The sequence below is a fragment of the Schaalia sp. ORNL0103 genome, from assembly GCF_019429565.1.
Lineage (GTDB): Bacteria > Actinomycetota > Actinomycetes > Actinomycetales > Actinomycetaceae > Pauljensenia.
Window position 1 is genome coordinate 422,512 of sequence record NZ_JAHXSA010000001.1, and the last position, 23,867, is coordinate 446,378.

The window sequence follows — 23,867 nt, forward strand, 5'->3', positions numbered from 1 at the left end:
CCCCGCTACGCGTGGGGCCGCTGCGCCTGTGGACACCCGTCGTCCTGGCCCCCATGGCCGGGGTGACGGACGTGCCCTTCCGACGCCTGTGCCGCATCATGGGCGAGTCGGGCCTGCCCGACCACCTGCGGCCCGTCGGCATCCCCTCCTGGGCGGCCGAGTCGGGGGAGGGGGCCACGGCCTCGTCCCCGAAGGCACCCGGCGAAAGCTCCAACGAGCCGCGCCACGTCGCCATCCCGCGCGTGGATGCGCCCGCTGGCCTGTACGTCACCGAGATGGTGACCAGCCGCGCCCTCGTCGAGGAGAATGAGCGCACCCTGGAGATGGTGCGCCCCGACCCCGCCGAGCGCGTGCGCTCCCTGCAGCTCTACGGCGTCAACCCCGCCGTCATGGCGAAGGCCGCGACGATGCTCGTCGAGCGCGACCTCACCGACCACATCGACCTGAACTTCGGGTGCCCCGTCCCCAAGGTGACGAAGAAGGGCGGGGGAGCGGCCCTGCCCTGGAAGCGCGACCTCTTCTCCGACCTTGTGGGCGCCGTCGTGCGCGCCTCAAACGAGGCCGGGGAGCGCGTGGGGCGCGAGATCCCCGTGACCGTCAAGATCCGTATCGGCATTGACTCCGAGCACGAGACTGCGACGGACGCCGCCCTGGCTGCGCAAAAGCTTGGCGCCGCCGCGCTCACGCTGCACGCGCGCACGCAGAACCAGCACTACGCGGGTCAGGCCCACTGGGACGAAATCGCGCGCCTGAAGGACCTGCTCGACATCCCCGTCTTCGGCAACGGTGACGTCTTCGAGGCCGCCGACGCCCTGGCCATGCTCGAGCGCACCGGCTGCGACGGCATCAGCGTCGGGCGCGGCGCCCAGGGACGCCCCTGGATCTTCCGCGACATCGTCGCCGCCTACCACGGTGGGACGATCCCGCCCGGCCCCAGCCTCGCCGAGGTCGTCTCCGTCATCGAGCGTCACGCCGCCTGGTGCGTCGTCGACCAGGGCGACGAGGGGCGCGCGCTGCGCGAGATGCGCAAACACATCGGCTGGTACCTGCGCGGATTCGCCGTCGGCGGCCCCCAGCGCCATGCCCTGTCCATGGTCTCTACTCTCCAGGAGCTCCACGAGCGCCTCGCGGACCTCGACCTCGACCAGGCCTTCCCGCCCGCCGCACGCGGACCTCGCGGCCGAGCAGGCGGCGAAAAGACCCCCCACCTGCCCGACGGCTGGCTGGACCACCCCTACCTCACGCAGAGCGAACGAGATCGCCTGCACCTGGCAGAAATCGGATACTAAGCGAAGGAATCATGCCTCACTCATCTGCGCCCGACCCTGACCCTGCGCCCGGACTCGTCACCATCGGGCGAGCCGCCAAGAAGGCGACGCTCGGGGGACGTACCCAGGTCATCGTTCCCGTCAGCGGGGACGCGGCAGCCCTGAGCGGGCAGGTCGAGGCGATGGCCTCGTGCCGCGCGGACATCGTCGAGTGGAGGGCCGACACCTTCCTGTCCTCCCTCGTGGGGTCGCACTTCGTGGCCGCCTCGGACGTGGAGGAAGACCTGGTGCGCATGGCCCGCTACGTCGCTGATTCCTCGCCCCTGCCTGTGCTGGCGACCATCCGCACGTCGGTCGAGGGCGGCGAGGCTTACCTGGACGACGATGAATACTGCGCCCTCGTGCGTCGGCTTGCATCCTTCGCGGGCGGTGTGGACGTGGAGATCTCTCGCGATGGGTCCTCCGCGCTCATCGATGAGGTGCACGAGGGCGGGGCGATCGTCGTCGCCTCCTTCCACGATTTTGAGGGGACTCCCGGCGACGAACAGCTCGCCGAGGTGCTCGCGGCCATGAACTACGCGGGCGCCGACGTCCTCAAGTTCGCGTGCATGGCGAACAGCGCCACGGATGCGGCCCGCGTGCTGGCCGCGCAGGCGTGGGCGCGCGAGGCCTACGACCGCCCCGTCATCGGCATCTCCATGGGGGAACACGGTGCACCCACGCGCCTGGTGGGCTCTGCCCTCGGTTCCGCGGCCACCTTCGCCACCCTGCCCGGGTGGGAAGGCAGCGCCCCCGGACAGTTCACCGTCGAGCAGGTGCGAACTGTCCTGGATATTACCGAGGGAGCCGAGGCCTAGAGCTTACTTCGCGGGGTCCGTGTACCCGCAATAACGTCTGAGGGGCGCTGGAGTGTTGTCCAGCGCCCCTCGCGCTATTGTGTGCGGCTACCTCGTGCGTGGTGATACGCGGGGCAGAAACACGTGTGGGTGCGGGCCACGCGGCCCGCACCCACAGCTAAGTCAGCGATGCTCGGAAAGCTCACGCCTCCTTGGGAGATACAGTCACGACCGTGTCGGTGATACCCACCGGGCCGGGGGCGGCCGGGGTGATCTCGCCGAACTTCTTCTTGTTCGTCACGACCATTGGCGTGATCGTGTCGTAGCCGGCCTCGCGGATGACATCCCAGTCAACCTCAGCCAGGACGTCGCCGCGCTTGACGACATCGCCCTTGGCGACGCGCGGCGTGAAGCCCTTGCCCTCCAGCTTGACGGTGTCCATGCCGATGTGGATGAGCACCTGGACGCCGGACGCGGACTTGATGCCGTAGGCGTGGCCCGTCGGGAACGCGACCGACACCTTGCCGTCACACGGGGCAACAACCACGGCACCAGCGGCGGGGGACACGGCGATGCCGGGGCCGAGAGCGCCGGCGGCGAACGCCTCGTCGGCAACGTCCGACAGCGCAACCGTCGTGCCCGCCATGGGGGAGGTGAGCGTCAGGTCAGCCTTCGCCTCGTCGCTGAACTCGGGAGCGGCCTCGGCCGCCGGAGCGGCGGCAGGAGCAGCGGCCGGAGCGGCAGCGGGGGCGGGGGCATCGTCTTCGAGGAGGGACTTCTTGGCGCGAGCCTCAGCCTTCTGCTCCTTCGTGCGGTAGTCGAAGAAGACGACCATCAGGAATGCGGTGAAGAACGCGGCGGCAATACCCAGGCCGTAGACGGCCATGGGGGAGAAGACCGGGATCGTCAGCAGCGAGGTGAACACGAAGGTGTGGGTGATCACGCCGCGACCGATGCCGATGACCACACCACCGACGACACAGCCGGTGAGCATCAGTGGGTAGATGCGCTTGAAACGCAGGTGAATGCCGTACAGGGACGGCTCGGAGATGCCACCGAAGAGGCCGGCCGCCAGGGCGCCGGACGCGGTCTGACGCATGTCGGTGTCGCGGTCGCGGATCGACAGGAAGAGAACGCCGGCGGTGGCGCCGAAGCAGGCGAAGTTCCACGCGCCCATGGGGCCCTGGATGAAGTCTGAACCCGTCGAGGCGATGTTCGCCAGCTGCAGGGCGTTGAGCGGCCAGTGCAGACCCAGCGGCACCAGGAAGGGGTAGATGATTGGGATGATGATCGCGAAGAGGATGGGGGCATGGCCGTTGAGCCAGGCCAGGCCACCACCCAGGCCGTTACCGATCCAGATCGACAGGGGGCCGATCAGGAAGGCGGTCAGCGGCATGATGATGATGAAGGAGATGAAGGGGACGAACACCATCTGGACGTTCGCCGGGATGATCTTCTTCAGGCCCTTGTAGACCAGCGCTAGGATCGGGACCATCAGCAGCGGCACGAAGACCTGGCCGCCGTAGTCAGACAGCTGCAGGGGCAGGGTGCCGATCAGCGGAACATTGTCGATCTGGGTCGTGCACTGCAGCAGATCATCTTTACCTTCGACGAGCTGGATACAGGTGGTGGCGGGGAACTTGTTAACGTTGCTCAGGCCCAGGAAGTTGGGGGTGAGCAGCGACAGGATGACGGCGGTTCCAACCCACGGGTCGATGTCCAGCTTCTTGGAGGCGTTGTAGGCGACCATCGCGGGCAGGAAGTAGAAGACCGCGCGCCACATGGAGTTCACGTAGCCCAGCCACACCGGGATGGTCTCGGCGCGTGTGTTGACGACGCCGAAAGCTTCCAGGACTGCCAGGAACGCAAGGATCAGGGAAGCGCCGAGCAGGACGGGCAGCAGCGGGCGGAACGAGTCCGACAGGTACTCGAAGAAGGCGTCAACGATGGCGTTCTTGCCGCGAGCCTTCGCGCGGGCGGCGGCCTTGACGTCGTCGTTCGAGGCTGCGGCGCCCGACTTCATTGACGGCAGGTTGTTGATCTCGTTGAAGACCGACTGCACGGCACCGCCGATAACGATCTGGTAGCGATCACCGGACTGCGGGACGGCACCGAGGACGCCGTCAATGGCCTCGACTCGGTCCTTGTCGACGACCGACGCGTCGTTGAGTTCGAAGCGCAGACGCGTCGCGCAGTGGGTGAAGTGGGTGATGTTGCCGGGGCCACCGACTGCATCGAGGATTTCCTGTGCCGTGTTGGACACGCGGGACTCCTTCCGTGGATGAGGATTCGACGCTGAATGCGACTCTTGACAATTAGCATGTTTGAACAAATGCTGAAAGATCTGACGTGGTATCTCACAGTACTTTGTCGGTAATTTGTGGCGCTTTGACAGTAACGAGGCACGGGCTCGTTCTGCGCAGGCGTTTCCCTAGTAACATGGCCCCGTGAATGAGTTTTAGTAACATGGCCCCGTGAATGAGTTTTCCTTGGCGATCCCCGGTGTTGATGGTGGCGACGCGCGCCGCCCGTACGCGGCCGCCGATTCCGAGCGCTGGGTGCCCGAGGACCACAAGTCCTCCGAGCGCACCGAGTTTGAGCGCGACCGCGCGCGCATCCTCCACTCCTCGGCGCTGCGCCGCCTCGGCGAAAAGACACAGGTGCTGGGCCCGATCTCGGACGACTTCGTGCGCACCCGCCTCACGCACTCCCTCGAGGTCGCCCAGGTGGGCCGCGAGCTCGGCAAGGAGCTGGGTGCCGACCCGGACGTCGTGGACGCGGCGTGTCTGTCCCACGACCTCGGACATCCCCCGTTTGGACACAACGGCGAGCGCGCCCTGGACGCGGCGGCAGCCTCGATCGGCGGGTTCGAGGGCAATGCCCAGACCCTGCGCGTCGTCACGCGCCTGGAGCCCAAGGTCATCGGCGCGGGCGGCGTTCCCGCGGGCCTCAACCTGACGCGAGCGACCCTGGACGCGATCTGCAAGTACCCGTGGGTCAAGGCCGGCGGCCCTGACCTGGCCAAGTCGACGCGCAAGTACTCCGTGTACCCCGACGACGCGCCCGTGTTCGCGTGGATGCGCCAGGGGGCGCCCGCCGGGCGGCGATGCCTGGAAGCCCAGATCATGGACCTGTCGGACGACATCGCCTACTCGGTGCACGACGTGGAGGATGCGGTCGCGACCCGCAAGCTGGACCCCGCGGACCTCTTCGATGACGCGCACTGCTCGGCGGTCGTGGCCTCGACCCTGGACTGGTACGGGCCCTCGGTGGCGCGCTCGGACCTGGAGGAGGCCCTCGAACGCATCGTCTCCATGCCCGTGTGGCTGCGCTCCTTCGACGGCTCCTACGCCTCCCTCGCGCACCTGAAGGACGCGACGAGCGAGCTGATCGGCCGCTTCTGCTCGGCGACCGTGGCCGCCACGCGCGAGACCTTCGGGCACGAGCCGCTGGGCCGCTACCGCGCGGACCTCGTCGTCCCGCGCGAGGTGCGCGCCGAGATCCAGATCCTCAAGGGGATGGCCGTCCACTACGTCATGAGCCCGCGCGAGACCGAGCCGGTCTACTACCAGCAGCGCACGCTCCTGGCCGACCTCGTCGACGCCCTCTACGAGGCCGGGGCCGATGCTCTCGAGCCAGTGTTCGCCGCGCAGTGGCGGGCCGCCTCCGACGACGGCGTGCGCCTGCGCGCTGTCATCGACCAGGTCGCCTCGCTCACCGACGTGTCGGCCTCCACGTGGCACGCTCGCTGGTGCGGCATGCTGTCCTCGCAGCTGTGAGCATGATCGGACGCAGACGCGGGCGGGCATCGGTAGACTGAGGGACATGGCGGGTCTGATTCGTAAGGACGACATCGAAGCGGTACGTAACGCAGTGAAGATCGATGAGATCATCGGCGAACACGTAGCGCTGCGACCCGCAGGCATCGGCTCCCTCAAGGGCCTGTGTCCCTTCCACGACGAGCGCACCCCCTCCTTCAACGTGCGTCCTCACCTGGGCATGTTCCACTGCTTCGGGTGCGGTGAGAGCGGCGACGTCATCTCCTTCGTGCAAAAGATCGACCACCTGCCCTTCACCGAGGCGGTGGAGATGCTGGCGGCGAAGGCCGGGATCACCCTCCACTACGAGGAGGGCGGGGCGCGCGTGCGCACCGAGGAGCCGGGCAAGCGCCAGCGCCTCCTGGACGCCCACCGCGTCGCCGAAGAGTTCTACCAGCAGCAGCTGGCCTCCCCCGAGGCGCACAAGGGCCGCACGTTCCTCGCCGAGCGCGGCTTCACCCAGGCGATGTGCGCGCATTTCGGGGTCGGCTATGCCCTGGCCTCGTGGGATTCCCTCACGCGCCACCTGCGCTCCAAGGGCTTCACGGACCAGGAGATCCAGATTTCTGGCCTGGGCTCGCAGGGCAGTCGCGGCGTGTACGACCGTTTCCGCGGCCGCCTCGTGTGGCCGATCCGCGATATCACGGGCGCGACGGTCGGTTTCGGCGCGCGTCGCCTGGATGACAGCGACAAGGAGTCGCCCAAGTACCTCAACACCCCCGAGACCCCGATCTACAAGAAGTCGCAGCTGCTGTACGGCCTGGATCTGGCGAAGAAGACGATCGCGACGGAGCACAAGGTCGTCATCGTCGAGGGCTACACGGACGTCATGGCCGCGCACGTCGCGGGGGTAACGAACGCCGTGGCCACGTGTGGCACCGCCTTTGGCTCCGAGCACGTCAAGATCATTCGCCGCCTGCTGGGCGACCACGCGGATCCGGCCGCTGGCGTGCTCCTGTCGACGGGGCGCGCGCACGGCTCGGAGGTCATCTTCACGTTCGACGGCGACAGCGCGGGGCAGAAGGCCGCGCTGCGCGCCTACGGCGAGGACCAGAACTTCGCGGCCCAGACCTTCGTGGCGGTGGCGCCGGGTGGCCAGGACCCCTGCGACCTGCGTCTGTCCCAGGGTGATCAGGCGATCGTCGACCTGGTGAACTCGCGCATCCCGCTCTTCGAGTTCGCGATCCGCTCTGTCCTGTCGCAGATGGACCTGCGCAGCGCCGAGGGCCGCGTGCAGGGCCTGCGCGCCTCATCCGGCATCGTCGCGCACATCAAGGATCGCGCCCTGCGCGCCGAGTACACGCGCCAGTTGGCCGGGTGGCTCGGCATGGATATCCCCACGGTCGAGCAGGCGATCCGCGCGGCCGGTCGCGTCGAGGTCATCTCGCACGAGGCGCGCCCCGGCGAGATCGAGATGGCGGGCGCGGGCCGCCCCGGCCCCACCACCCCCGAGCGCCGAGGCCCCGAGGACCCGGTGAGCCGCATCGAGCGCCAGGCTCTCGAGGCCGTCCTCCAGCACCCGCTCTACGCCGTGGGCTCTGGCTTCGAGGAGCTCGACGGGCAGTCCTTCACAGTGCCCACGCACCGCGCCGTCCACGACGCGATTCGCGCGGTCGGCGGCCTCGACGCCTTCACGCAGATGATGCGCCAGGCTGAGGCTCACTTCGGTCCGGGCGAGAACGCGACCCTCGCGGCCTCGCGCCACTTCGTCCAGGTGGTCCTGGAGACCGCCGGCGAGTTCATTGGCCCCGCCGTCACCCAGCTGGCCGTCGCGCCCCTGCCCGTCGCGGGCGAGGCCGACGTGCGCTCGTACTGCCGCGGCGTGGTGGCCGCGATGGTGCGCATGGACCTGACCCGCAAGCTCGGCGAGGCCCGTGCGGCCCTGTCGCGCTTGAGCGAGGATGACCCTACCTACTCCGAGACGTTCCGGGAGCTCATGCGCCTGGAGCAACGCCGGCAAAACTACACCGAAAGGGACTAACCGATGGCTGAAGTTGAGAGCTTTACCCTGGACCACACCGCAGTGAAGGCACCATACGTGCGCCTCATCAACGTGGAGGCCGGCCCGAAGGGCGACCAGATTTCGAACTTCGACGTGCGCCTCCTCCAGCCCAACGCTGGGGAGATTCCGACCTCGGGCCTGCACACGATCGAGCACCTGCTGGCCTCCCTGCTGCGCGACCGCATCGACGGCGTCATCGACTGCTCGCCGTTCGGCTGCCGCACGGGCTTTCACCTCATCATGTGGGGCACCCCCTCGGTGCGCGAGGTGACCGAGGCGCTGGCCTCCTCCCTGCACGCGATCGCCGAGGAGGTCACCTGGGAGGACGTGCCCGGCACCGACGCGTACTCGTGCGGCAACTACCGCGACCACTCGCTGTTCAGTGCCCGCGAGTGGAGCCGCGCGATCCTCGAGCAGGGCTTCTCCCTCGACGCCTTCGAGCGCGTCGACGTCATCCACTGATTCTGGGCATTCGCCTGGATACGGAAGCGGGACCCATCCGGTGAGGATGGGTCCCGTTGTCGTCTGAGGACGCGCGTGGGAGGGGGAGCCTACCCCGAGGGGGAGCCCCGGCCTCGTCGATCAGTCGAGACCGACTGCGTCGCGCACGCGCGCCTCCAGGGCGTCCGCCTCGCGCTGCCCGTCGGCGTCCAGCGGCCCGTCGGCCGTCAGCACGGAGAAAAGCCCGTCCTCGCCGCGGCGCACCCACGCCGTCACCGTCGTTCCGTTGCCGACCTCCACCTGGGAGTGCAGGACGATCGAGCGGTTCACGAACTCGCTCGTATGACGCATGAAGTCCTCCGGGTCACCGACTCCGCGCCCCGCCAGGGCCGGGCGGGCCGGATCCACCCACTCCAGGGCGAAGAGCGAGCCCTCGGCCTCCCAGCGCGCACGCGCCACGTCGTACCAGGGGAACACCTCGGGGGTGGGCTCCCCGTCCGTCGACGAGGCCTCGGCGCCGAACACGTACAGGCCCGACTTCGCGGCCACCATCCAGCGCCCGTCCTCCAGCTCCAGGCCGGGGGAGCGGCGCTCGCGGGTGGGCAGGGCGGAGGTCAGAGAATCAGGCAGAGTCGTCATGCGTTGATCGTATCCTTTCGGCAGAAATCGTGCGCACAGGCCTATACGTACGTGAACGCGTACGTTATGGTGGTGGTGGAAAGGGATAATGATGACTACTGTGAGTGCTACCGCGGCCCGCTCGGACCTGTACCGGCTCATTGACACCGTGAATGAGGAGTCGACTCCGATCACGATCACCGGCCGTCGTGGAAACGCGGTTCTCATCGGCGAGGCAGACTGGTCCGCCATTCAGGAAACCTTGTATCTGCAGGGGATTCCCGGAATGACGGATAGTCTGAAGGAAGCCGCTCGCGAAGATCTCGACGACGCCCTCGATGACGTGGAGTGGTAGCGATGTGGCGGGTCGTTTTCTCCAAGCAGGCCGCGAAGGATGCGAAGAAGCTCTCCGCCAGCGGACTCAAGGCGAAAGCTCAGAGCCTCATCGAGGTTCTGACTGAGGATCCGTTTGCGGCGCCTCCCCGCTGCGAGCGCCCCGTCGGGGACCTCGCAGGTATGTATTCCCGCAGGATCAACATTCAGCACAGGCTCGTCTACGAGGTCTTCGAAGAGGAACGCATCGTCCGTGTCCTGCGCATGTGGACTCATTACGAGTGAGCCGGCCTGTGGGTGAGAACTTCCACAGGGGGCGGGGGAGTGGGTCACATGCCGAAATCAATCGGCCACATTGCGGACGGCGGGCATATTCTGGCTTCATATTTGTGAAAAACCACGACAGGAGACCCCATGGCATCGACGCAGCACACCCCCACGGAACTTGAGGCTGCCGGCGACCTGGTACTTCCCGCCGCCGACGAGCTGGCCGGTCGTTTCCCCCTGACCCCCAACGCTCACCCGGCAACGCCGGAAGAGTACAACGAGATCATGTCGACCCTGGCCTTCGGTAAGAAGTTCACGGATCACATGGCCCACATGCGCTGGACCCGCGAGGGTGGCTGGGATGACCGCGGCGTCATTCCCTACGGCCCGCTCGAGCTGACCCCCGGCGCCTCCGTCTTCCACTACTGCCAGTCCGTGTTCGAGGGCATCAAGGCCTACAAGCGCGAGGATGGCTCCGTGTGGACCTTCCGTCCCGGCTACAACGCCGCGCGTCTGAACCACTCGGCGCGCCGCCTGGCCCTGCCCGAGCTGAGCCGCGAGGACTTCGTGGCATCCCTCGTGGACTACGTGCGCGCCGACGTGAAGTGGGTTCCCGATGTCGACGGTTCGTCGCTCTACCTGCGTCCCTTCATGTTCGCCTCCGAGGAGTTCGTGGGCGTCCACCCCGCCGGCGTCGTCGACTACTACGTCATCGGCTCGCCGTCGGGCCCCTACTTCAAGGGCGGCCTGTCGGGCGTGGCCATCTGGGTGGAGCGCGAGTACCACCGTGCCGGCCCCGGCGGCACCGGCAGCGCCAAGGCGGGCGGCAACTATGCGGCCTCCCTGCTGCCCCAGATCCAGGCCGAGGCCAAGGGCTTCTCCCAGGTCTGCTTCCTGGACACCTACGAGGGCAAGTACCTCGAGGAGCTGGGCGGCATGAACATGTTCGTCGTCATGGCCGATGGGACCATCCGCACCCCTGAGCTCACCGGCGTCATCCTTGAAGGTGGCACGCGTAGCGCGATTCTGCGCATGCTGCGTGACCAGGGCGTGGACGTGCGCGAGGAGAAGATCGCCCTGTCCGAGGTTGTGGATGGCATCCGCTCGGGCGCGGTCGCCGAGGTGTTCGCGTGCGGCACTGCCGCCGTGGTCACCCCGATCACGCGCCTGGCTGGCGACGACTTCGACGTGGAGATCGAGGTGGGGGAGAAGACCCGCGAGATCCACAAGCACCTGACTGACATCCAGTGGGGCCGCGCCGAGGATCCCTACGGCTGGACGTACCGCCTGGTCTGAGCATGATCGCTTGAGGAAGCCACGGCCTCGTCGATTGCACGAGGCCGTGGTTTCTTTATGTAGTCACGATGCGAAATTGGTCGTTACCGGTCAGTTCGCGCGATGACGTCCAGGAAGTCCCGTATGTGAGGGGGCGGAGTCGTCCCGGCCCAGATGGCGGTGAGCGGGCGGGTGATCTGGAGATTGTTGATCCGAACTCGCACGAGTCGGCCGGCGCGGGCGTCCTCGGACACGGCGAGGGAGCTCAGCGCGCCGGGGGCTATGCCGGCCATAATCGCGCTGCGAACGCCGAGCGTGGTCGTCAGCACGGCTGCGGGCTCGGCTGCGAGGGGAAAGCCCGCCTCGGTGAGGGCGTTCTCGAGCGCTTGTCGGGTGCCGCTGCCGGTCTCGCGGAGCACCAACCCAGTGCCCGCCAGTTCACGGACGGACACCCGGCGGGTCTTCGCCCATCGGTGACCGTGCTGCACAACGACTTCGATGGTGTCGTAAGCGACGGTGACCGACCGGAGGCCGGCGGGAACGACAGGGGTCTCGACGAGCCCGAGGTCTGCGGTTCCCTCGCGTATGGCCTCGACGACCGTGCTGCTGTTGGCGGCTGTGAGTTGAACGACCGGGCCGTCATTGCCGTGAGAGATGCGCCACCGGGCGATCCAATCCGGTAGGAGGTGTTCTGCGATCGTGAGGCTCGCGGCGATGCGCATCATCTTCCCGCGATCCGTGCGGAGCGAGTTGACAGCATCCGAGAACTCGTCGGCCGCTGTCAGCAGCGTTGTTCCCCAGCCAACAACCAGCTCGCCTGTCGGAGTCAGTCGGGAGCCCCGTGCGGAACGCGCCAGCAGTCGCATGCGCAGATCTTTTTCCAGGTTCCGGATGCGCAGAGATATCGCCTGCTGACTCACGCCCAACTGCGCGCTTGCCGCCGACATGCTGCCTTCCTTCGCGACGAGCGCCAAGACTCGCAGTGCCTCCAAGTCCGGCTCGTAGTGCATCTTCCGCCTCCCAGCCACAAGCATAACTTGTATAGCGGACCGTATCTGCCTCTACTCGCGCAAGCGAGTCCCAGGAAACAATGGATGCATGACACAGACACAGAACATTGCGACTGCCCGACCGGAACACACGCTGCTTGCCCGAGTCCGCGCGCTCCTGCCCGGGCTTGTCCTCTGCCTGGCCGCGGCCGGAGCATCGTACGGGGTCAGCCTGCTGCTGCCGGGAGTCAGCCCGCTCATTATCGCGATCGTGCTTGGCGTACTCCTGGCCAACGTCGTCCGGCTGCCAGCAGCGGCCTCCGACGGCATCGACTTCTCCGCGAAAAAGCTCCTGCGCGCCGGCATCGTCTTCCTCGGACTCCAGCTGGTACTGACCGACATCCTCGACCTCGGAGCCCCAATGCTGGTCGTCGTCGTGTGCATTGTCGCCGGCGGTCTGCTCGGCACCGTTCTCCTGGGGAGGCTGCTGCGGGTTCCATCCGGGCTCTCGCTGCTCATTGCCTGCGGATTCTCCATCTGCGGCGCGGCAGCCGTGGCGGGCGCGGCAGGGGTCACCGACCCGGACGACGAGGCCGAGGAAGACACCATCACCGCGGTCACCCTCGTGGTGATCTTCGGAACGCTGATGATTCCCCTCGTCCCACTGCTCACGAACCTGCTTGGCCTGGGCTCCGAGACGGCCGGGATGTGGGCCGGGGGTTCCATCCATGAAATCGCGCAAGTCGTCGCGGTCGGAGGCATCATCGGCGGCGGAGCGCTCACGGTCGCGGTCATCGTCAAACTCGCCCGAGTGCTGCTGCTCGCCCCGGTCGTGGCCATCCTCAGCATCCGGGAGCGCCGTCTCAGCCGTACGGCAGGCGAACCCAGTCAACAGAGGTCGAGTTCGAAGCTGCCGCCCATCGTCCCGCTGTTCATCATCGGGTTCATCGCCATGGTGCTCCTGCGTTCCTTTATCCCTCTGCCGGACTTCGTGCTGACGACCGGCGGGCTGCTGCAGACAGGGTTGCTGGCTGCAGCGATGTTCGGACTCGGCTGCGGCGTCAAGATTCGGAACCTCATCAAGGTGGGCCTCAAGCCCTTCGCCCTGGCCGCGCTCTCCACCCTCCTCGTCGCCACCATCGCCTATTGCGGAGTCACCTTCGCCGGCTGAACATGGCTCACCAGGGCGTCACTACGCGCCGCAAACGGTCCAAAGTGACACTGGTGTCAGAACCTAACTAAGGGTATCCTTGGTTGTGTACTCGTGTGTGTCATGTTGATAGGAGCACAATGAAACGCGCGATCGTGGTCGTCTGCTCGTGGGCAGCGGCTCTCTGCTTGGCTGCCGCTTACCTGGCGATTGGCTGGGGTATCGACACTGTTGTCGACGGGCATTCCTGGTCAACGTGGTGGATCGGCGTGCTGGGTGCCCTGGGATCCGGCGTGTTCGCGTGGGCGGTCAGCGCCCTGGGAGCCGCCCAGATGAACCAGATGGAACCCGCGCTACGCCACTCGATGATCCGACAGGTCTTTGCCCTGGGGCCCTCGCAGCGCACCAATGAGCGCGCGGGCCGCGTCGTCAACTCCGCCACCGACGGCGTCGAGCGCGTCGCCGCCTACAAGGGCATCTTCCTGGCCCCCATGATCGCGTCGCTGACGACCCCGATCCTCGTCGTCATCGTCGTCGCCCTGACGATCGACCCGGCCGCGGGCGGATTCCTCGCGATCGCGATCCCGCTGGTCCCGATCTGCGTCATGGGCTTCCGCAAGGCGTTCAAGCCGGTGTCCTCGCGCTATCGCCACGCCTCGCGCCAGCTCGCCGCCAAGGAGCTCGACGCCATCCAGGGCCTGGGCGACCTGGCCCTCATGAACGCCGGCAAGGACATGGGCAAGCGTCTGGCCGAGGCCGCCGAAGAGGTCCGCTCGAAGGTCATGAGCTACCTGGCCGGCAACCAGCTGATCCTCCTCGTCATCGACTCCGTCTTCTCCCTCGGCATGATCACCGGCGCGATCGCGCTGGCCCTCATCCGTTACAAGCAGGGTGCGATCAGCGTCGGCGAGGGCATTTCCCTCGTGCTGCTCTCCTCGATCATGCTCGACCCGCTGGACCGCATCGGCCAGTTCTTCTACATCGGCATGGGTGGCATCGCGGCCAACAAGGAGATCAAGAAGTTCATCAAGCAGACCCCGCCCGTCGTGGACGCCAAGGGTGTCAAGGCCCCGGCCATCCCGCCCCAGCGCGGCGAGATCCGCCTCAGCGGCGTCTCCTTCTCCTACACCAAGGACACCCCGGTCCTGCAGGGCGCGAACCTGACCCTCACCCAGGGCGAGCACGTCGCGCTCGCAGGCCCCTCGGGTGCCGGCAAGTCCACGATCTCGGCGCTGCTGCAGGGCTTCCTGCGCCCGACGCGAGGCCGCGTGAGCCTCAACGGCGTCGACCTGGCCAGCGCGCCCCTGTCGTGGGTGCGAGCCCAGACCGCCGTCGTCGAGCAGAGCACCTACCTGTTCTCCGGCACGCTGCGAGACAACCTGCTCCTGGCCTCGCCCGCGGCCACGGACGACCAGCTGGTCGAGGCCCTGCGTGCCGCCCACCTGGGGGAGTTCGTTGACACGCTGCCCGGCGGCCTGGACGCCCGCGTGGGTGCCCGAGGTCTGGCCGTGTCCGGCGGAGAGGCCCAACGCATCGCGATCGCCCGCGCCTTCCTCAAGAATGCGTCGATCATGATCCTGGACGAGCCCACTGCCCACGTGGACCTGGCCTCCGAGCGTGAGATCCTCGCGTCGCTGGAGACCGTATGCGCCGGGCGCACGACCCTGACTATCTCCCACCGAGACGCCACCATCAAGGGCGCCGACCGCGTCGCGACCCTGCAGGAAGGAACGATCCGATGACCCGCAGGCAACTGTCTCTTCGACTCCTGTCGATCACGCGGCGCGTCCTGCCGCCCCTCGCGGCCTCCATTGCCGCCCGCATCGTCTTCCTCATGATCGGCATCGCCCTGTTCGCCCTGGGCGGCTGGGCCGTCGCCGGCCTCGCCTCGGGGGAGAGTGCCTGGAGCATCGCGCTGATCATTGTCTGCGCCATCGGCCTGAGCCTCCTCAAGGGTCTGGCCCGCTACCTCGAGCAGTTCGCCGGTCACTTCGTGGCCTTCCACTCCCTGGCGATGCTGCGCAACTACTTCTACGACCAGCTCGAGCCCCAGGCTCCCGCGGGCACGGATCGCCTGGATTCGGGCGACATCATGAACCGCGTGACGAAGGATATCGACCGCGTCGAGGTGTTCTTCGCCCACACGCTCGCCCCCGTCACGACGGCCATCATCGTCCCGATCCTGTCGGTCGTGTGGATGGGCAGCGCCGTGTCCTGGACGCTCGCTGCCGTGCTGGCGCCCTTCCTGCTGATCGTCGGCGCGGTCATTCCCTTCCTGGGTTCCGGCTCTACCGCGCGTGCGGCGCGTGAGCTGCGTGAGGCTCGGGGTGCGATCGCCGCCCACGTGACCGACTCGGTGCAGGGCGTGCGTGAGGTCCTCGCTTTTGGGGCCGAGGAGCGCCGCGAGGCCGAGATGAGCGCCATCGAAAAGCGCATCTCCTCGGGCCTGGGCGCTCAGGGGCGTTGGATCGCGCTGCGGCGAGGCCTCAACCAGGCAGCCGTTGCCCTCGGCATCGTCACGGTCGCCATGGTCGCGGGCTCGAGCGTGCTCGCCGAAACGTTGACGCTGCCCCAGGCGGGCCTCGCCCTCGGCATCGCCATGGGGTCCTTCGGACCGGTCCTCGCGGTCGAGGAGTTCGCCGCGGACCTGGATCAGGCCTTCGCGTCGGCCGCCCGTGTCTTCGCGATCACCGACCGCGCGCCTGCCGTCGCGGACCCGGCCGACCCCAAGCCGCTGACCCCCGGCGACATCGAGTTCACCGACGTGACCTTCGCCTACCCGACGGACGAGGATGCCCCCGCGCCCGCCCCCACGGTACTGGACGGCGTGAGCATCCGTATCCCCGCCGGTAAACGCACCGCCATCGTGGGTGCCTCCGGCTCGGGCAAGTCGACGCTGGCCTCGCTGCTGACCCGCACGTGGGACCCGGCCTCGGGTACCGTCGCCATCGGTGGAACGAACGTGGCCGAGGTGTCCCTGCGCGACCTGCGCGCGACGGTCGCCTCCGCGCCCCAGCGTCCCTACCTGTTCAACGACACGCTGCGCGCCAACCTCCTGCTCGCAGCACCCGACGCCACCGACAAGGACCTCGAGTCCGCGCTGGAAGCCGTGGATCTCACCGACTGGCTGGCCACGGAAAAGGACGGCCTGGACACGGTCGTCGGTGACATGGGCGAGCGTCTCTCGGGCGGCCAGCGTCAGCGCCTGGCCCTGGCTCGCGCGCTCCTGCGCGACGCCCCGATCTACGTCTTCGACGAGGCCACGAGCCAGGTCGACCCGGCCACCGAGGCGCGCGTGCGCGAGGGCATCGCCCGCGTCGCGAAGGGCCGCACCATCGTCGAGATTGCCCACCGCATCAGCGCCGTGCGTGACGCCGACCAGATCATCGTCATGGACGCGGGCCGCGTCGTGGAGACCGGCACCTACGCTGAGCTGCACGCGCGCGGAGGTGCGCTCGCTGCTCTCGAGGCGCGCGAAACCACCGATCAACCCAGCGCCTGACATACGCAAGCGCGCGGGGGATGGGGCCACGGCCTCGTCCCTCGCGTGTTTACGCGCCCGATACCGATAGGATTCGACCTATGGAAAGACTGATCGGCTGGACGAAAGCTGACGCGTGGGGCTCCACGAACGCGATTCCCGAGTTCCTGGGTGCCGCCGCCGGGGACGACCCGGTGTCCGAGGTGTGGTTCGGCGCCCACCCGGACGGACCGACGTTGCTGACGGGCGGGCAGACCCTCGCCGAGCACATCGGCGAGGACCCCAAGCGAGCCCTTGGCGGCGGACTGCTCTACGCCTTCGGGCCAACCCTGCCGTACCTGGCCAAGATTATCGCCCCCGCGCAGACCCTGAGCCTGCAGGTGCATCCGACGAAGGAGATCGCGCGCGAGGGCTACCTGCGCGAGGAGGTCCTAGGCATTGAGCGCACGGACACGCACCGCGTCTACCGGGATATGAACCACAAGCCCGAGATGATCTACGCGCTCACCGAGTTCAGCGCGCTCGTGGGCTTCCGCGTGCCGCGCAAGGCCCGCCAGCTCCTCGTCGGCCTGGAGGGTGAGCTCGCGGACCGCCTGCGTTACCGCCTCAAGCTGTCCACCGTGCGCGGGGGCCTGCGTTCCCTGGCCACGTGGCTCTTCGACGAGGACTCCCCGGCGACACCCGAGCGCGTCGAAGAGTTCGTGGCCGCGTGCCGCTCCCGCCTCGCGTCCGGCACGTCCCCCTCGCCGCGCACCGACGAGCTCGTGAGCGTCCTGGGGGAGAAACACCCGGGCGACCCGGGAATCATCGTTGCCTTCCTCATGAACCCGGTGTCCCTGCGCCCTGGCGAGGCCGTCTACATTCCGCCGCGCCAGATCCACGCCTACCAGTCGGGCTTGGGCATCGAGGTCATGGCCTCCTCCGACAACGTCGTGCGCGCGGGCCTGACCGGCAAGTACGTGGACTCCGCCCAGCTCGTGGAGATCACCGAGTTTTCGGCGCTGCCGCCCGTGCGCGTGGCGCCCGAGCACCCGTCGGCGACGACGGACCGTTTCCTGGCACCTGCCCAGGAGTTCGAGCTGTCGGTGACGACGCTCGCGCCCGGCAAGCACACGTCCCGCGTGGACGAGGTCGCCGTGCCGGGTGAGGGCCCGCGCATCGTCATCGTGACCTCCGGGTCGGTCACCCTGCACGTGAGCGAGGAGCAGGGCGGGGACAGCGTGGAGCTGAGCCGTGGCCAGGCAGTGTTCGTCTCGGCCGCCGAGCGTCGCATGTGGGCGTACGGCACCGGCTCGTTTGTGCAGGTCGCGGCCCCCTGACCGGGGTGCGTCGCGAGCCGTGACGAGGCCGTGAATGGGAGCGTTGTCAAGTCGTCCCACGTGGTGGTCTTGGTTCCTGGAAAAGCCTTGTAGCTGCGGCTTTTTCCTCTAAAATAGGAGCCGGGCCTCATCTCCGCTCGCTGCGACGAGGCCCGATTGTCAATCGCAGTGTGGGTACCGCGTGGGGGTGCCCGCACTGCGATTCTGTTTGCGCCTTAGAAGACGCCGGAGACCCAGTCGGCCAGGGTCTTGCATGTGGAGGCCAGCTCGCCCTCGTGGGCGTTGTAGCCGGCGACGATGTCCTCGGTGTCGACGTCCTCGTTGTTGACTGCCCACACGGTCGCGGTCTCGCGCGTGACCTCCGGGTGGAATTGGACGCCCAGGGCGGTGCCGTAGGAGAAGATCTGCGTGTACTTGTCCGAGCGCGCCCACTCGCGCGCGCCCCGGGGGAGTTCCACGATGGCGTCACCATGGTCGGCGAACACCGTGTGGGTCGAGGCTAGGGCCATGCGCAGGGGGACGGCTCCGCCGCCGCCCGCCTGGTCGTTCGTGCCCCAGGCCAGGGAGATGACGCCGTATTCGGGGCCCGCCGGGTCAGCGACGCTGACACGCCCGCCGAAGGTCGCGGCGATCAGCTGGGCGCCCAGGCAAATGCCGAGCACCCGGATGTGTGCGGCCACGCAGCGGCGCAGCAGATCGCGTTCTGCTTCCAGCCACGGCCAGGCCTCGTCGTCGTAGGCGTTCGCCCGGCCACCCAGCAGGATGAGGGCATCCGGCAGGGGAGTGGCCGCCAGGTCCTGGAGGCGCTGCGGATCCTCCCAGGCGCGCACCACCTCGTGACCGCCGAGGAAGGCGGACAACTGACCCACCGGAACGATCGGGTCGTTTTGAATCACGAGGATGTTCATACATCAATTGTAGTCGCGATCACGCGCCGGTACCTATCGGCCCTTGAAGAAAGCGAACAGCTGGCGCTCGCGGATCGTCATGGAGGCAATCACGACACCGATGAGCGTCCACGACGCGGCACAGATGCCCTCGGCTGCGACCAAACGGATGAGATCGGAGCGATCCTCGGGCGCCGCTCCGCTCAGGATCGTCAGACATATGCCGGAGGTGAGGACGCATGCGCCGCCCACCCATGCCACAGCCTCGAACAGTTGGATGACCGTCGTATCCGACGTGCGGAGCCCAGCGTGCAGAGCCGAGGCGATCTCGAGGCGACGCCACCATGTGGCAGCGGCCCCTAGCACGGCACCGATTGCGCTCGCGGCGATCCACGCCCACCAGGTCGGCCTCTGTCGCAGTCGGCCCGCCGCGTCGAAGGACGTCCCGCGCGAAGGGTTCATGGCCAGGACCTGGGCGTTCTGATCGTCGCTTCCAACGAGGGTTGAGCGCACCAAGGCATCGACGTCGTTGCTGTGCGGCCAGGATTCGTACCAGCACTCATCAAAGGTCCCCGTCGCGGGCACGGGGGCAAGAGCCGCGTAGGCGTAGCCGGGACGACGCCCGTCGTTCTCGTCCCACGGGTAGGTGCCCGCGACTTCGGCCTGCCCGTGTGCGAGGGGGAGAAGGGCTCCTTGAGTGGTGCCGAGATCCTCGGCCACCTGCTCAGGGAGCAGAATTCCCGTCGGATCTGCCGTTGTTGTCCCCAGGAGAGAGACGGTTCCGGGCGTGACCTCATACAGAGGTAGCGACGAGGCAGGAAGGGCAAGCGGGGACAAGCCGGATTCGACCGAGCGAACGGCTCCTGCACGTACCCCGGGGATTCGCGACAGCGCATCGCAAGTGGCCCCGTCGATGCTGCCTTGCGCTTGGAGAACTCGCACTGATCCCAGATGGACACGGAAAGAGGCAGCCTCAACGCTGACGGAACGAAGGGAGAACGCATCGGCGCAGATGATGCCTCCGACCAGGGCGGTGGCCAGAACTGTCAGAATCCCGACGCGGGCCGTCCCGCTCAGGCAGTCCCTCCAGGCCTCGGACAGGAGTGCTCGCCACGAGAGTGTGCTCATTGCTGCCCCTCCTCATCCTGGAAGCGGGCGAGGTCAATGACGGCGTCGCACTGCGCGCGAATCGACGGATCGTGCGTCGCGATCACGACGCTCACCCCGTCCTCGCGCAGCGAGCCGAGCGTGGAGGCGATGTCGCGCGCCGTGGACTGATCAAGCTGCGCGGTTGGTTCATCTACGAGGAGCAGGGTGGGGGCGCAAGCGAGCCCGCGCGCGAGGAGCACACGCTGAGCCTCGCCGCCCGACAGATCCCGAAATGGGCGGGTCGCGAGATGCGCCAGGTTGAAGGCATCAAGGAGCCGCTTCGCCTCGACATCGGCCTGCGCCCGGCTCATGCCGCGGGCCAACAGGGGCAGCGCCACGTGGTCAATGGTGCTGCGCGCGCGAACGCCGAACGGGTTCTGGAAGACCCATGCAATGCGGGGGTTCTGCTCACCAGACGGACGGGGGACGCTGATCGTTCCCTCGGTCGGAGTCTCCCATCCCGCGATCAGTGACAGCAGCGTTGATTTGCCAGAACCGGACGGGCCGATGATGGCGGTGAGGGCACCGTCCTCGCAGCGGGCGCTCAGATGGCGAAAGAGCCACGGGCTTGCGGCGAACTTGTGACCGACGTTGTCTAGCTCGACGGACATGAGCGTCCCTCGACGGCAGTGTCGACGGCGGAGATCGGGGTCGTTGGCAGGACGTAGGTTCGGCCAAGCTGGGAAGAAACGATAGAGACGGGAACCGGCGCGCCGCTTGAAAAGACGCACGCGTTCGTCGCGTCTCCGATCACTGAGGCCGGCGGGACGACCGTGACAGTGATGGGGGAGGCGAGCTTCCAGGAGACGGGCAGCTGAACGGGTCCATCGCTGCTCGGGGCGGAACGGACGAAGGCCGTGTATTCGCTCGAGGACAGGATCGTCGCCGTCAGGGTGGGATCGGTGATGACGCCGTCAGAGGGAACCGGGTAGTCCTTGTCCCCCAGGGTGATGACGTGGTCCGCGGGATAGGCGTCCGGTGGGATGGAGAGACGCAAGGCGTCGCGGGAGTCCTCAAGGTTGAGGAGAACCGTCTGCGTATCGACGCTGTCACCCAGGTGAACGGGGACCGACGAGGGGGTGACGGTCGGCGCAGGAATCCACAGGACGCGAGAGGCTTCGATACGGGAGGGGACGCCTCCGGCACCGTCGCTCACGCCCATTGCCGAGGCCAGGGCCGCTCGCGTGGCGGCCGTGACCCGCTGAGATTCCGCCGGAGCCGCATACCCAAGCCGCGCGAGCTCAGCGTTCAGGGCCGCGATATCTGGTCCCGTGGCTCCGTCCACCACGTCCTGATAGAGCGGGGTGGAGAGGGCTAAGGCAAGAAGGGGCAGGCCATCGATCTCGCAGGGAATAGAACCTGACGTGATGGGAGTTCCCGGTGCTGCCTGGAGGGCCGTGATGCGCCCTGCGATGGGGGAGGTGAGCTCGTGAGGCGAGGCCGGGGGAATCGTGAGGGTGAGGGAACGCGTATCAGTGAACTCGCGGGTGGTGACGGGGACCGTCGACGGAGCAGATGACGATGCCAGCGAGGCCGGGGTGGGCGGCGAGGCAATGAGGATACCCGCGCTGACCCCACCCGCACCGGCGATGAGAGCGACAAACGCGGTGAGGGCGAGCCAGCGGCGAGAAGATGCCATCTCAACTCCTGAGGGTGGTTGTGGTCATTTGCTGGGGTCCTCGAGGCATCGTTGCAAAATGTCGGGACCCTGGGATGGGTCGATGAAAGGCAGCGAGCTTGCAAGAGGTGTTCCGCTCTCGCGAGCGCGCGTGAATTCTTGGACCGTGAAGGACGGCTCAACCGCCTTATTACGGATCAAACACTGCGTGTACAGCTCGTTGATATCCCGGTGATCCGGGTTGACTCGCATGTCGAACTCGAGCGCCTCGATGATCGGCTCACCGGCATCGATGGAACAGGCGTGGATGAATTCTTCTTGCTGTTCCTCAGATATGGAGGAGCCAACCGGCTGATCGGGGACGCTCAGCGTGCCGCTCGGGCCGTACGATGCGCCGGTGACCCCCTTGTTCGTCAGACAGCTCAGCACGCGCTGACGCATGTCCTGGAGTTCTGCCTCGCTGATGGAAGAGTCGGCCAGGACAGATTGAACGAACTCGTTGGATGCCCACTCACTGCGCGCCTGCTCAATGTCGGCCGCCCACGGCCCCTCCGCCGCAGGTGTGGTTTGTTGGCAGCCACACGCCGTGGCGACGATGATAAGAGCGGCAGCGAGTAAACCAAGGTGTGAACGGATGGAGTGCGTGCCCTCCCTGGTGTTTGCTCCCATGATGTTCTCCCTCGAACAGCCTCGACAATGGGTGCTTACTTCCAGAATAACGAAGAAAGGGCTCCGTTTTCCGCATGATGGAGAAGCGAGTTGAGATGGGGATGATCAGATGACCCCAAACGCGCCGCAGCCCCCAATCCCGGAACCCGACGCGGCGTGCGATCCCCACCGCGCCAAGCCGACCCGGAAACGGGGGCTGCAACACACCATCCATTGTGTGACGCCAAGCTCAAAAAACAGGGAGCTTTGGCTGAGAAAACCCTGGGAAAAGCGCGCGGGGTGGATACTCATCCACCCCGCGCGCCCCAGGCCAGCAGTCAGGCGATCACTTCGATGCGAGACGAGCGCCCTCAGCAAGAGCCTCCAGCTTCGCCCACGCAATCGACGGGTAGATACGGCCGCCCAGGCCACAGTCCGTCGACGCCACGACGCGCTCGTCGCCCACAATGTCCGCGAACTGGCGAATACGCTGCGCCACCAGCTCCGGGTGCTCCACAACGTTCGTCGAGTGCGACACCACGCCCGGGATCAGGTACTTGCCCTCAGGCAGTTCGATGTCGCGCCAGATCGTCCACTCGTGCGCGTGGCGAGCATTCGCCGCCTCAAACGTCAGGCCATTCGCGTTCACCAGCAGGGCCAGATCCACGATGTCCTTGAACGGGATATCCGTCGTGTGCGGGCCGTGCCACGAACCCCAGCACACGTGGAAACGAACCAGATCCGGGTCAATGCCCTCCAGCGCATGGTTCAGCGCGTCAATACGCACGCGAGAGAACGCGCGGTAATCCTCAACGGAGGGCTCCGGGTTCATCTGATCCCAGCCCTCCGCGATATCCGGCGCGTCAATCTGCACCGTCAGGCCCGCGTCCGTAATGCGCTTGTACTCCTCGCGCAGCACATCCGCGCACGCCCACACCACGGCCTCGTCGTCCTCGTAGAACGCGTTGCCCACGCGAGCCGCCGAACCCGGCGAAATCGCTGCCACGAAACCATCCGACACGGGCTTGCCCACAGCCTCCAGCGCGTGCTTCACGCCCGCGATATCGCGCTCCACGGCCTCGGCACCGATGTAGGTCAGCTCGTCCACGATCGCCGGGAATACGACCTTGTTGTCGCTCACGATCTGAATACCCGACTCCGGGTCACCGTACGCGTCCGCGAAACGCTGCCAGTCGCGCCGCTCAGCAAACGACGAGAAAGCCAGGCGGCCATCGCGGCCAGCCGGGGGACGCAGCTCAAAGCCACCCGAGTTCTCAAACGACAGACCGCCAAAACGCGAGAAGGAATACGTCCACCACGCGCCGTAATCAACCGTGTCGAGCATCGCGTGACCGTACTCGCCATCGTTGACGATATCCAGGCCAATCTCAGCCTGACGCTTCACAACGCCGTCAACCTCGGCCTGCAGCACAGAGGTGAAATCGGCGTCGCTCAGGGAACCCTCGCGGTGCGCGGCGTTCGCCTTGAGCAGTTCGGGGGTACGGGGCAGGGAACCAACATGAGTGGTGCGAATGGTCATCGCAGTCCTTTCTCTTCACTGTGCCCTCAGCCTACGTTTCGCGCCTCGAGAACGAGGCCGAATGTCCGAAGCGTGACCAATGCGATCAACCACTCATCTGGCCAGACACTAATTCACGCACGCACCCCTTGCGTTTTCCTTGCAATCACGCCCACAAGCGTCCACCCACTGACACGGCGCCCCACCCACCACAGCTCCCGAAATACCGCGCGAAAACCACCCGCACCC

The 23,867-nt window shown here is 67.1% G+C and carries 21 protein-coding genes; 12 read left to right on the plus strand and 9 right to left on the minus strand.

The genetic code is table 11. The annotated features are described in order from the left end of the window. Positions 1-11: 11 nt before the first annotated feature. Positions 12-1,289, plus strand: coding sequence for a tRNA dihydrouridine synthase DusB (gene dusB / locus JJJ16_RS01890; protein ID WP_219751947.1), 1,278 nt, complete (start codon positions 12-14; stop codon positions 1,287-1,289). A gap of 11 nt (positions 1,290-1,300) precedes the next feature. Further along, positions 1,301-2,125 carry a type I 3-dehydroquinate dehydratase gene (gene aroD, locus JJJ16_RS01895; RefSeq protein ID WP_219751172.1) on the plus strand — a complete coding sequence of 275 codons (825 nt, stop codon included), beginning with the start codon at positions 1,301-1,303 and terminating at the stop codon, positions 2,123-2,125. Positions 2,126-2,306: 181 nt separating this feature from the next. On the opposite strand, the gene JJJ16_RS01900 is transcribed toward aroD, so the two are convergent. Continuing rightward, positions 2,307-4,367, minus strand: a complete 2,061-nt coding sequence (locus tag JJJ16_RS01900; RefSeq protein WP_219751173.1) for a glucose PTS transporter subunit IIA — start codon at positions 4,365-4,367, stop codon at positions 2,307-2,309. A 211-nt stretch (positions 4,368-4,578) separates the two neighbouring features. Between JJJ16_RS01900 and JJJ16_RS01905 the strand changes: the two genes are divergently transcribed. Genes JJJ16_RS01905 through JJJ16_RS01915 form a run of 3 tightly spaced genes read left to right on the plus strand, consistent with a single transcriptional unit; the run spans position 4,579 to position 8,386 of the window. Further along, positions 4,579-5,883, plus strand: a complete 1,305-nt coding sequence (locus JJJ16_RS01905) for a deoxyguanosinetriphosphate triphosphohydrolase (RefSeq protein ID WP_219751174.1) — start codon at positions 4,579-4,581, stop codon at positions 5,881-5,883. 46 nt (positions 5,884-5,929) lie between these two features. Continuing rightward, positions 5,930-7,903, plus strand: coding sequence for a DNA primase (gene dnaG, locus JJJ16_RS01910; protein ID WP_219751175.1), 1,974 nt, complete (start codon positions 5,930-5,932; stop codon positions 7,901-7,903). A 3-nt stretch (positions 7,904-7,906) separates the two neighbouring features. After that, a complete protein-coding gene (locus tag JJJ16_RS01915) occupies positions 7,907-8,386 on the plus strand; it encodes an S-ribosylhomocysteine lyase (RefSeq protein ID WP_048776440.1) in 480 nt (159 codons plus the stop codon). Positions 8,387-8,506: 120 nt separating this feature from the next. Here the strand turns inward: JJJ16_RS01915 and JJJ16_RS01920 are convergent, their stop codons facing one another. Then, positions 8,507-9,004, minus strand: a complete 498-nt coding sequence (locus tag JJJ16_RS01920) for a hypothetical protein (protein ID WP_219751176.1) — start codon at positions 9,002-9,004, stop codon at positions 8,507-8,509. Positions 9,005-9,095: 91 nt separating this feature from the next. Here JJJ16_RS01920 and JJJ16_RS01925 point away from each other — a divergent pair, with 91 nt between their 5' ends. From JJJ16_RS01925 to JJJ16_RS01935, 3 genes are all read left to right on the plus strand, one after another. Further along, the gene (locus tag JJJ16_RS01925; RefSeq protein ID WP_219751177.1) at positions 9,096-9,338 is read left to right on the plus strand and encodes a type II toxin-antitoxin system Phd/YefM family antitoxin; all 243 of its coding nucleotides are present in this window, start codon (positions 9,096-9,098) and stop codon (positions 9,336-9,338) included. Positions 9,339-9,340: 2 nt separating this feature from the next. Then, on the plus strand, positions 9,341-9,601 hold the full coding sequence (locus JJJ16_RS01930) for a Txe/YoeB family addiction module toxin (RefSeq protein WP_219751178.1): 261 nt from the start codon (positions 9,341-9,343) through the stop codon (positions 9,599-9,601). A gap of 129 nt (positions 9,602-9,730) precedes the next feature. Further along, the gene (locus JJJ16_RS01935; protein ID WP_219751179.1) at positions 9,731-10,879 is read left to right on the plus strand and encodes a branched-chain amino acid aminotransferase; all 1,149 of its coding nucleotides are present in this window, start codon (positions 9,731-9,733) and stop codon (positions 10,877-10,879) included. 83 nt (positions 10,880-10,962) lie between these two features. Here the strand turns inward: JJJ16_RS01935 and JJJ16_RS01940 are convergent, their stop codons facing one another. Next, positions 10,963-11,868, minus strand: a complete 906-nt coding sequence (locus JJJ16_RS01940) for a LysR family transcriptional regulator (protein WP_219751180.1) — start codon at positions 11,866-11,868, stop codon at positions 10,963-10,965. Positions 11,869-11,956: 88 nt separating this feature from the next. Here JJJ16_RS01940 and JJJ16_RS01945 point away from each other — a divergent pair, with 88 nt between their 5' ends. From JJJ16_RS01945 to manA, 4 genes are all read left to right on the plus strand, one after another. Further along, positions 11,957-13,018, plus strand: coding sequence for a YeiH family protein (locus tag JJJ16_RS01945; protein WP_219751181.1), 1,062 nt, complete (start codon positions 11,957-11,959; stop codon positions 13,016-13,018). 119 nt (positions 13,019-13,137) lie between these two features. Further along, complete coding sequence (locus JJJ16_RS01950) at positions 13,138-14,739, plus strand: ABC transporter ATP-binding protein/permease (protein ID WP_219751182.1); 1,602 nt, start codon at positions 13,138-13,140, stop codon at positions 14,737-14,739. Beyond that, positions 14,736-16,499 carry a thiol reductant ABC exporter subunit CydC gene (cydC, locus tag JJJ16_RS01955; protein ID WP_219751183.1) on the plus strand — a complete coding sequence of 588 codons (1,764 nt, stop codon included), beginning with the start codon at positions 14,736-14,738 and terminating at the stop codon, positions 16,497-16,499. Before JJJ16_RS01950 ends, cydC begins: the two co-directional genes overlap by 4 nt. A gap of 80 nt (positions 16,500-16,579) precedes the next feature. After that, positions 16,580-17,797 (plus strand): mannose-6-phosphate isomerase, class I, encoded by a 1,218-nt coding sequence (gene manA / locus JJJ16_RS01960; RefSeq protein WP_219751184.1) that lies wholly within the window; start codon positions 16,580-16,582, stop codon positions 17,795-17,797. Between the two features lie 215 nt (positions 17,798-18,012). On the opposite strand, the gene JJJ16_RS01965 is transcribed toward manA, so the two are convergent. The 6 genes from JJJ16_RS01965 to JJJ16_RS01990 form a co-directional block, all read right to left on the minus strand. Then, entirely contained in the window at positions 18,013-18,705 is a 693-nt protein-coding gene (locus tag JJJ16_RS01965; protein WP_219751185.1) for a type 1 glutamine amidotransferase, read from the minus strand. A 33-nt stretch (positions 18,706-18,738) separates the two neighbouring features. Next, a complete protein-coding gene (locus JJJ16_RS01970) occupies positions 18,739-19,812 on the minus strand; it encodes a hypothetical protein (RefSeq protein ID WP_219751186.1) in 1,074 nt (357 codons plus the stop codon). Continuing rightward, positions 19,809-20,444, minus strand: coding sequence for an ABC transporter ATP-binding protein (locus tag JJJ16_RS01975; RefSeq protein ID WP_219751187.1), 636 nt, complete (start codon positions 20,442-20,444; stop codon positions 19,809-19,811). The genes JJJ16_RS01970 and JJJ16_RS01975 overlap by 4 nt, the downstream gene beginning before the upstream one ends. Next, positions 20,429-21,472 (minus strand): hypothetical protein, encoded by a 1,044-nt coding sequence (locus JJJ16_RS01980; RefSeq protein WP_219751188.1) that lies wholly within the window; start codon positions 21,470-21,472, stop codon positions 20,429-20,431. Before JJJ16_RS01980 ends, JJJ16_RS01975 begins: the two co-directional genes overlap by 16 nt. Positions 21,473-21,496: 24 nt before the next feature. Continuing rightward, positions 21,497-22,120, minus strand: a complete 624-nt coding sequence (locus tag JJJ16_RS01985; RefSeq protein WP_219751189.1) for a hypothetical protein — start codon at positions 22,118-22,120, stop codon at positions 21,497-21,499. Positions 22,121-22,445: 325 nt separating this feature from the next. Then, complete coding sequence (locus tag JJJ16_RS01990; RefSeq protein WP_219751190.1) at positions 22,446-23,639, minus strand: cobalamin-independent methionine synthase II family protein; 1,194 nt, start codon at positions 23,637-23,639, stop codon at positions 22,446-22,448. Positions 23,640-23,867 lie beyond the last annotated feature (228 nt).

What these genes read in the sequence shown, in the direction of transcription:
- aroD (WP_219751172.1), top strand. Translation starts at nt 1,301, where the DNA reads ATGCCTCACTCATCTGCGCCCGACCCTGACCCTGCGCCCGGACTCGTC.
- dnaG (WP_219751175.1), top strand. Translation starts at nt 5,930, where the DNA reads ATGGCGGGTCTGATTCGTAAGGACGACATCGAAGCGGTACGTAACGCA.
- JJJ16_RS01915 (WP_048776440.1), top strand. Translation starts at nt 7,907, where the DNA reads ATGGCTGAAGTTGAGAGCTTTACCCTGGACCACACCGCAGTGAAGGCA.
- JJJ16_RS01920 (WP_219751176.1), bottom strand. Translation starts at nt 9,004, where the DNA reads ATGACGACTCTGCCTGATTCTCTGACCTCCGCCCTGCCCACCCGCGAG.
- JJJ16_RS01925 (WP_219751177.1), top strand. Translation starts at nt 9,096, where the DNA reads ATGACTACTGTGAGTGCTACCGCGGCCCGCTCGGACCTGTACCGGCTC.
- JJJ16_RS01930 (WP_219751178.1), top strand. Translation starts at nt 9,341, where the DNA reads ATGTGGCGGGTCGTTTTCTCCAAGCAGGCCGCGAAGGATGCGAAGAAG.
- JJJ16_RS01935 (WP_219751179.1), top strand. Translation starts at nt 9,731, where the DNA reads ATGGCATCGACGCAGCACACCCCCACGGAACTTGAGGCTGCCGGCGAC.
- JJJ16_RS01940 (WP_219751180.1), bottom strand. Translation starts at nt 11,868, where the DNA reads ATGCACTACGAGCCGGACTTGGAGGCACTGCGAGTCTTGGCGCTCGTC.
- JJJ16_RS01945 (WP_219751181.1), top strand. Translation starts at nt 11,957, where the DNA reads ATGACACAGACACAGAACATTGCGACTGCCCGACCGGAACACACGCTG.
- JJJ16_RS01950 (WP_219751182.1), top strand. Translation starts at nt 13,138, where the DNA reads ATGAAACGCGCGATCGTGGTCGTCTGCTCGTGGGCAGCGGCTCTCTGC.
- cydC (WP_219751183.1), top strand. Translation starts at nt 14,736, where the DNA reads ATGACCCGCAGGCAACTGTCTCTTCGACTCCTGTCGATCACGCGGCGC.
- manA (WP_219751184.1), top strand. Translation starts at nt 16,580, where the DNA reads ATGGAAAGACTGATCGGCTGGACGAAAGCTGACGCGTGGGGCTCCACG.
- JJJ16_RS01965 (WP_219751185.1), bottom strand. Translation starts at nt 18,705, where the DNA reads ATGAACATCCTCGTGATTCAAAACGACCCGATCGTTCCGGTGGGTCAG.
- JJJ16_RS01970 (WP_219751186.1), bottom strand. Translation starts at nt 19,812, where the DNA reads ATGAGCACACTCTCGTGGCGAGCACTCCTGTCCGAGGCCTGGAGGGAC.
- JJJ16_RS01975 (WP_219751187.1), bottom strand. Translation starts at nt 20,444, where the DNA reads ATGTCCGTCGAGCTAGACAACGTCGGTCACAAGTTCGCCGCAAGCCCG.
- JJJ16_RS01980 (WP_219751188.1), bottom strand. Translation starts at nt 21,472, where the DNA reads ATGGCATCTTCTCGCCGCTGGCTCGCCCTCACCGCGTTTGTCGCTCTC.
- JJJ16_RS01985 (WP_219751189.1), bottom strand. Translation starts at nt 22,120, where the DNA reads ATGGGAGCAAACACCAGGGAGGGCACGCACTCCATCCGTTCACACCTT.
- JJJ16_RS01990 (WP_219751190.1), bottom strand. Translation starts at nt 23,639, where the DNA reads ATGACCATTCGCACCACTCATGTTGGTTCCCTGCCCCGTACCCCCGAA.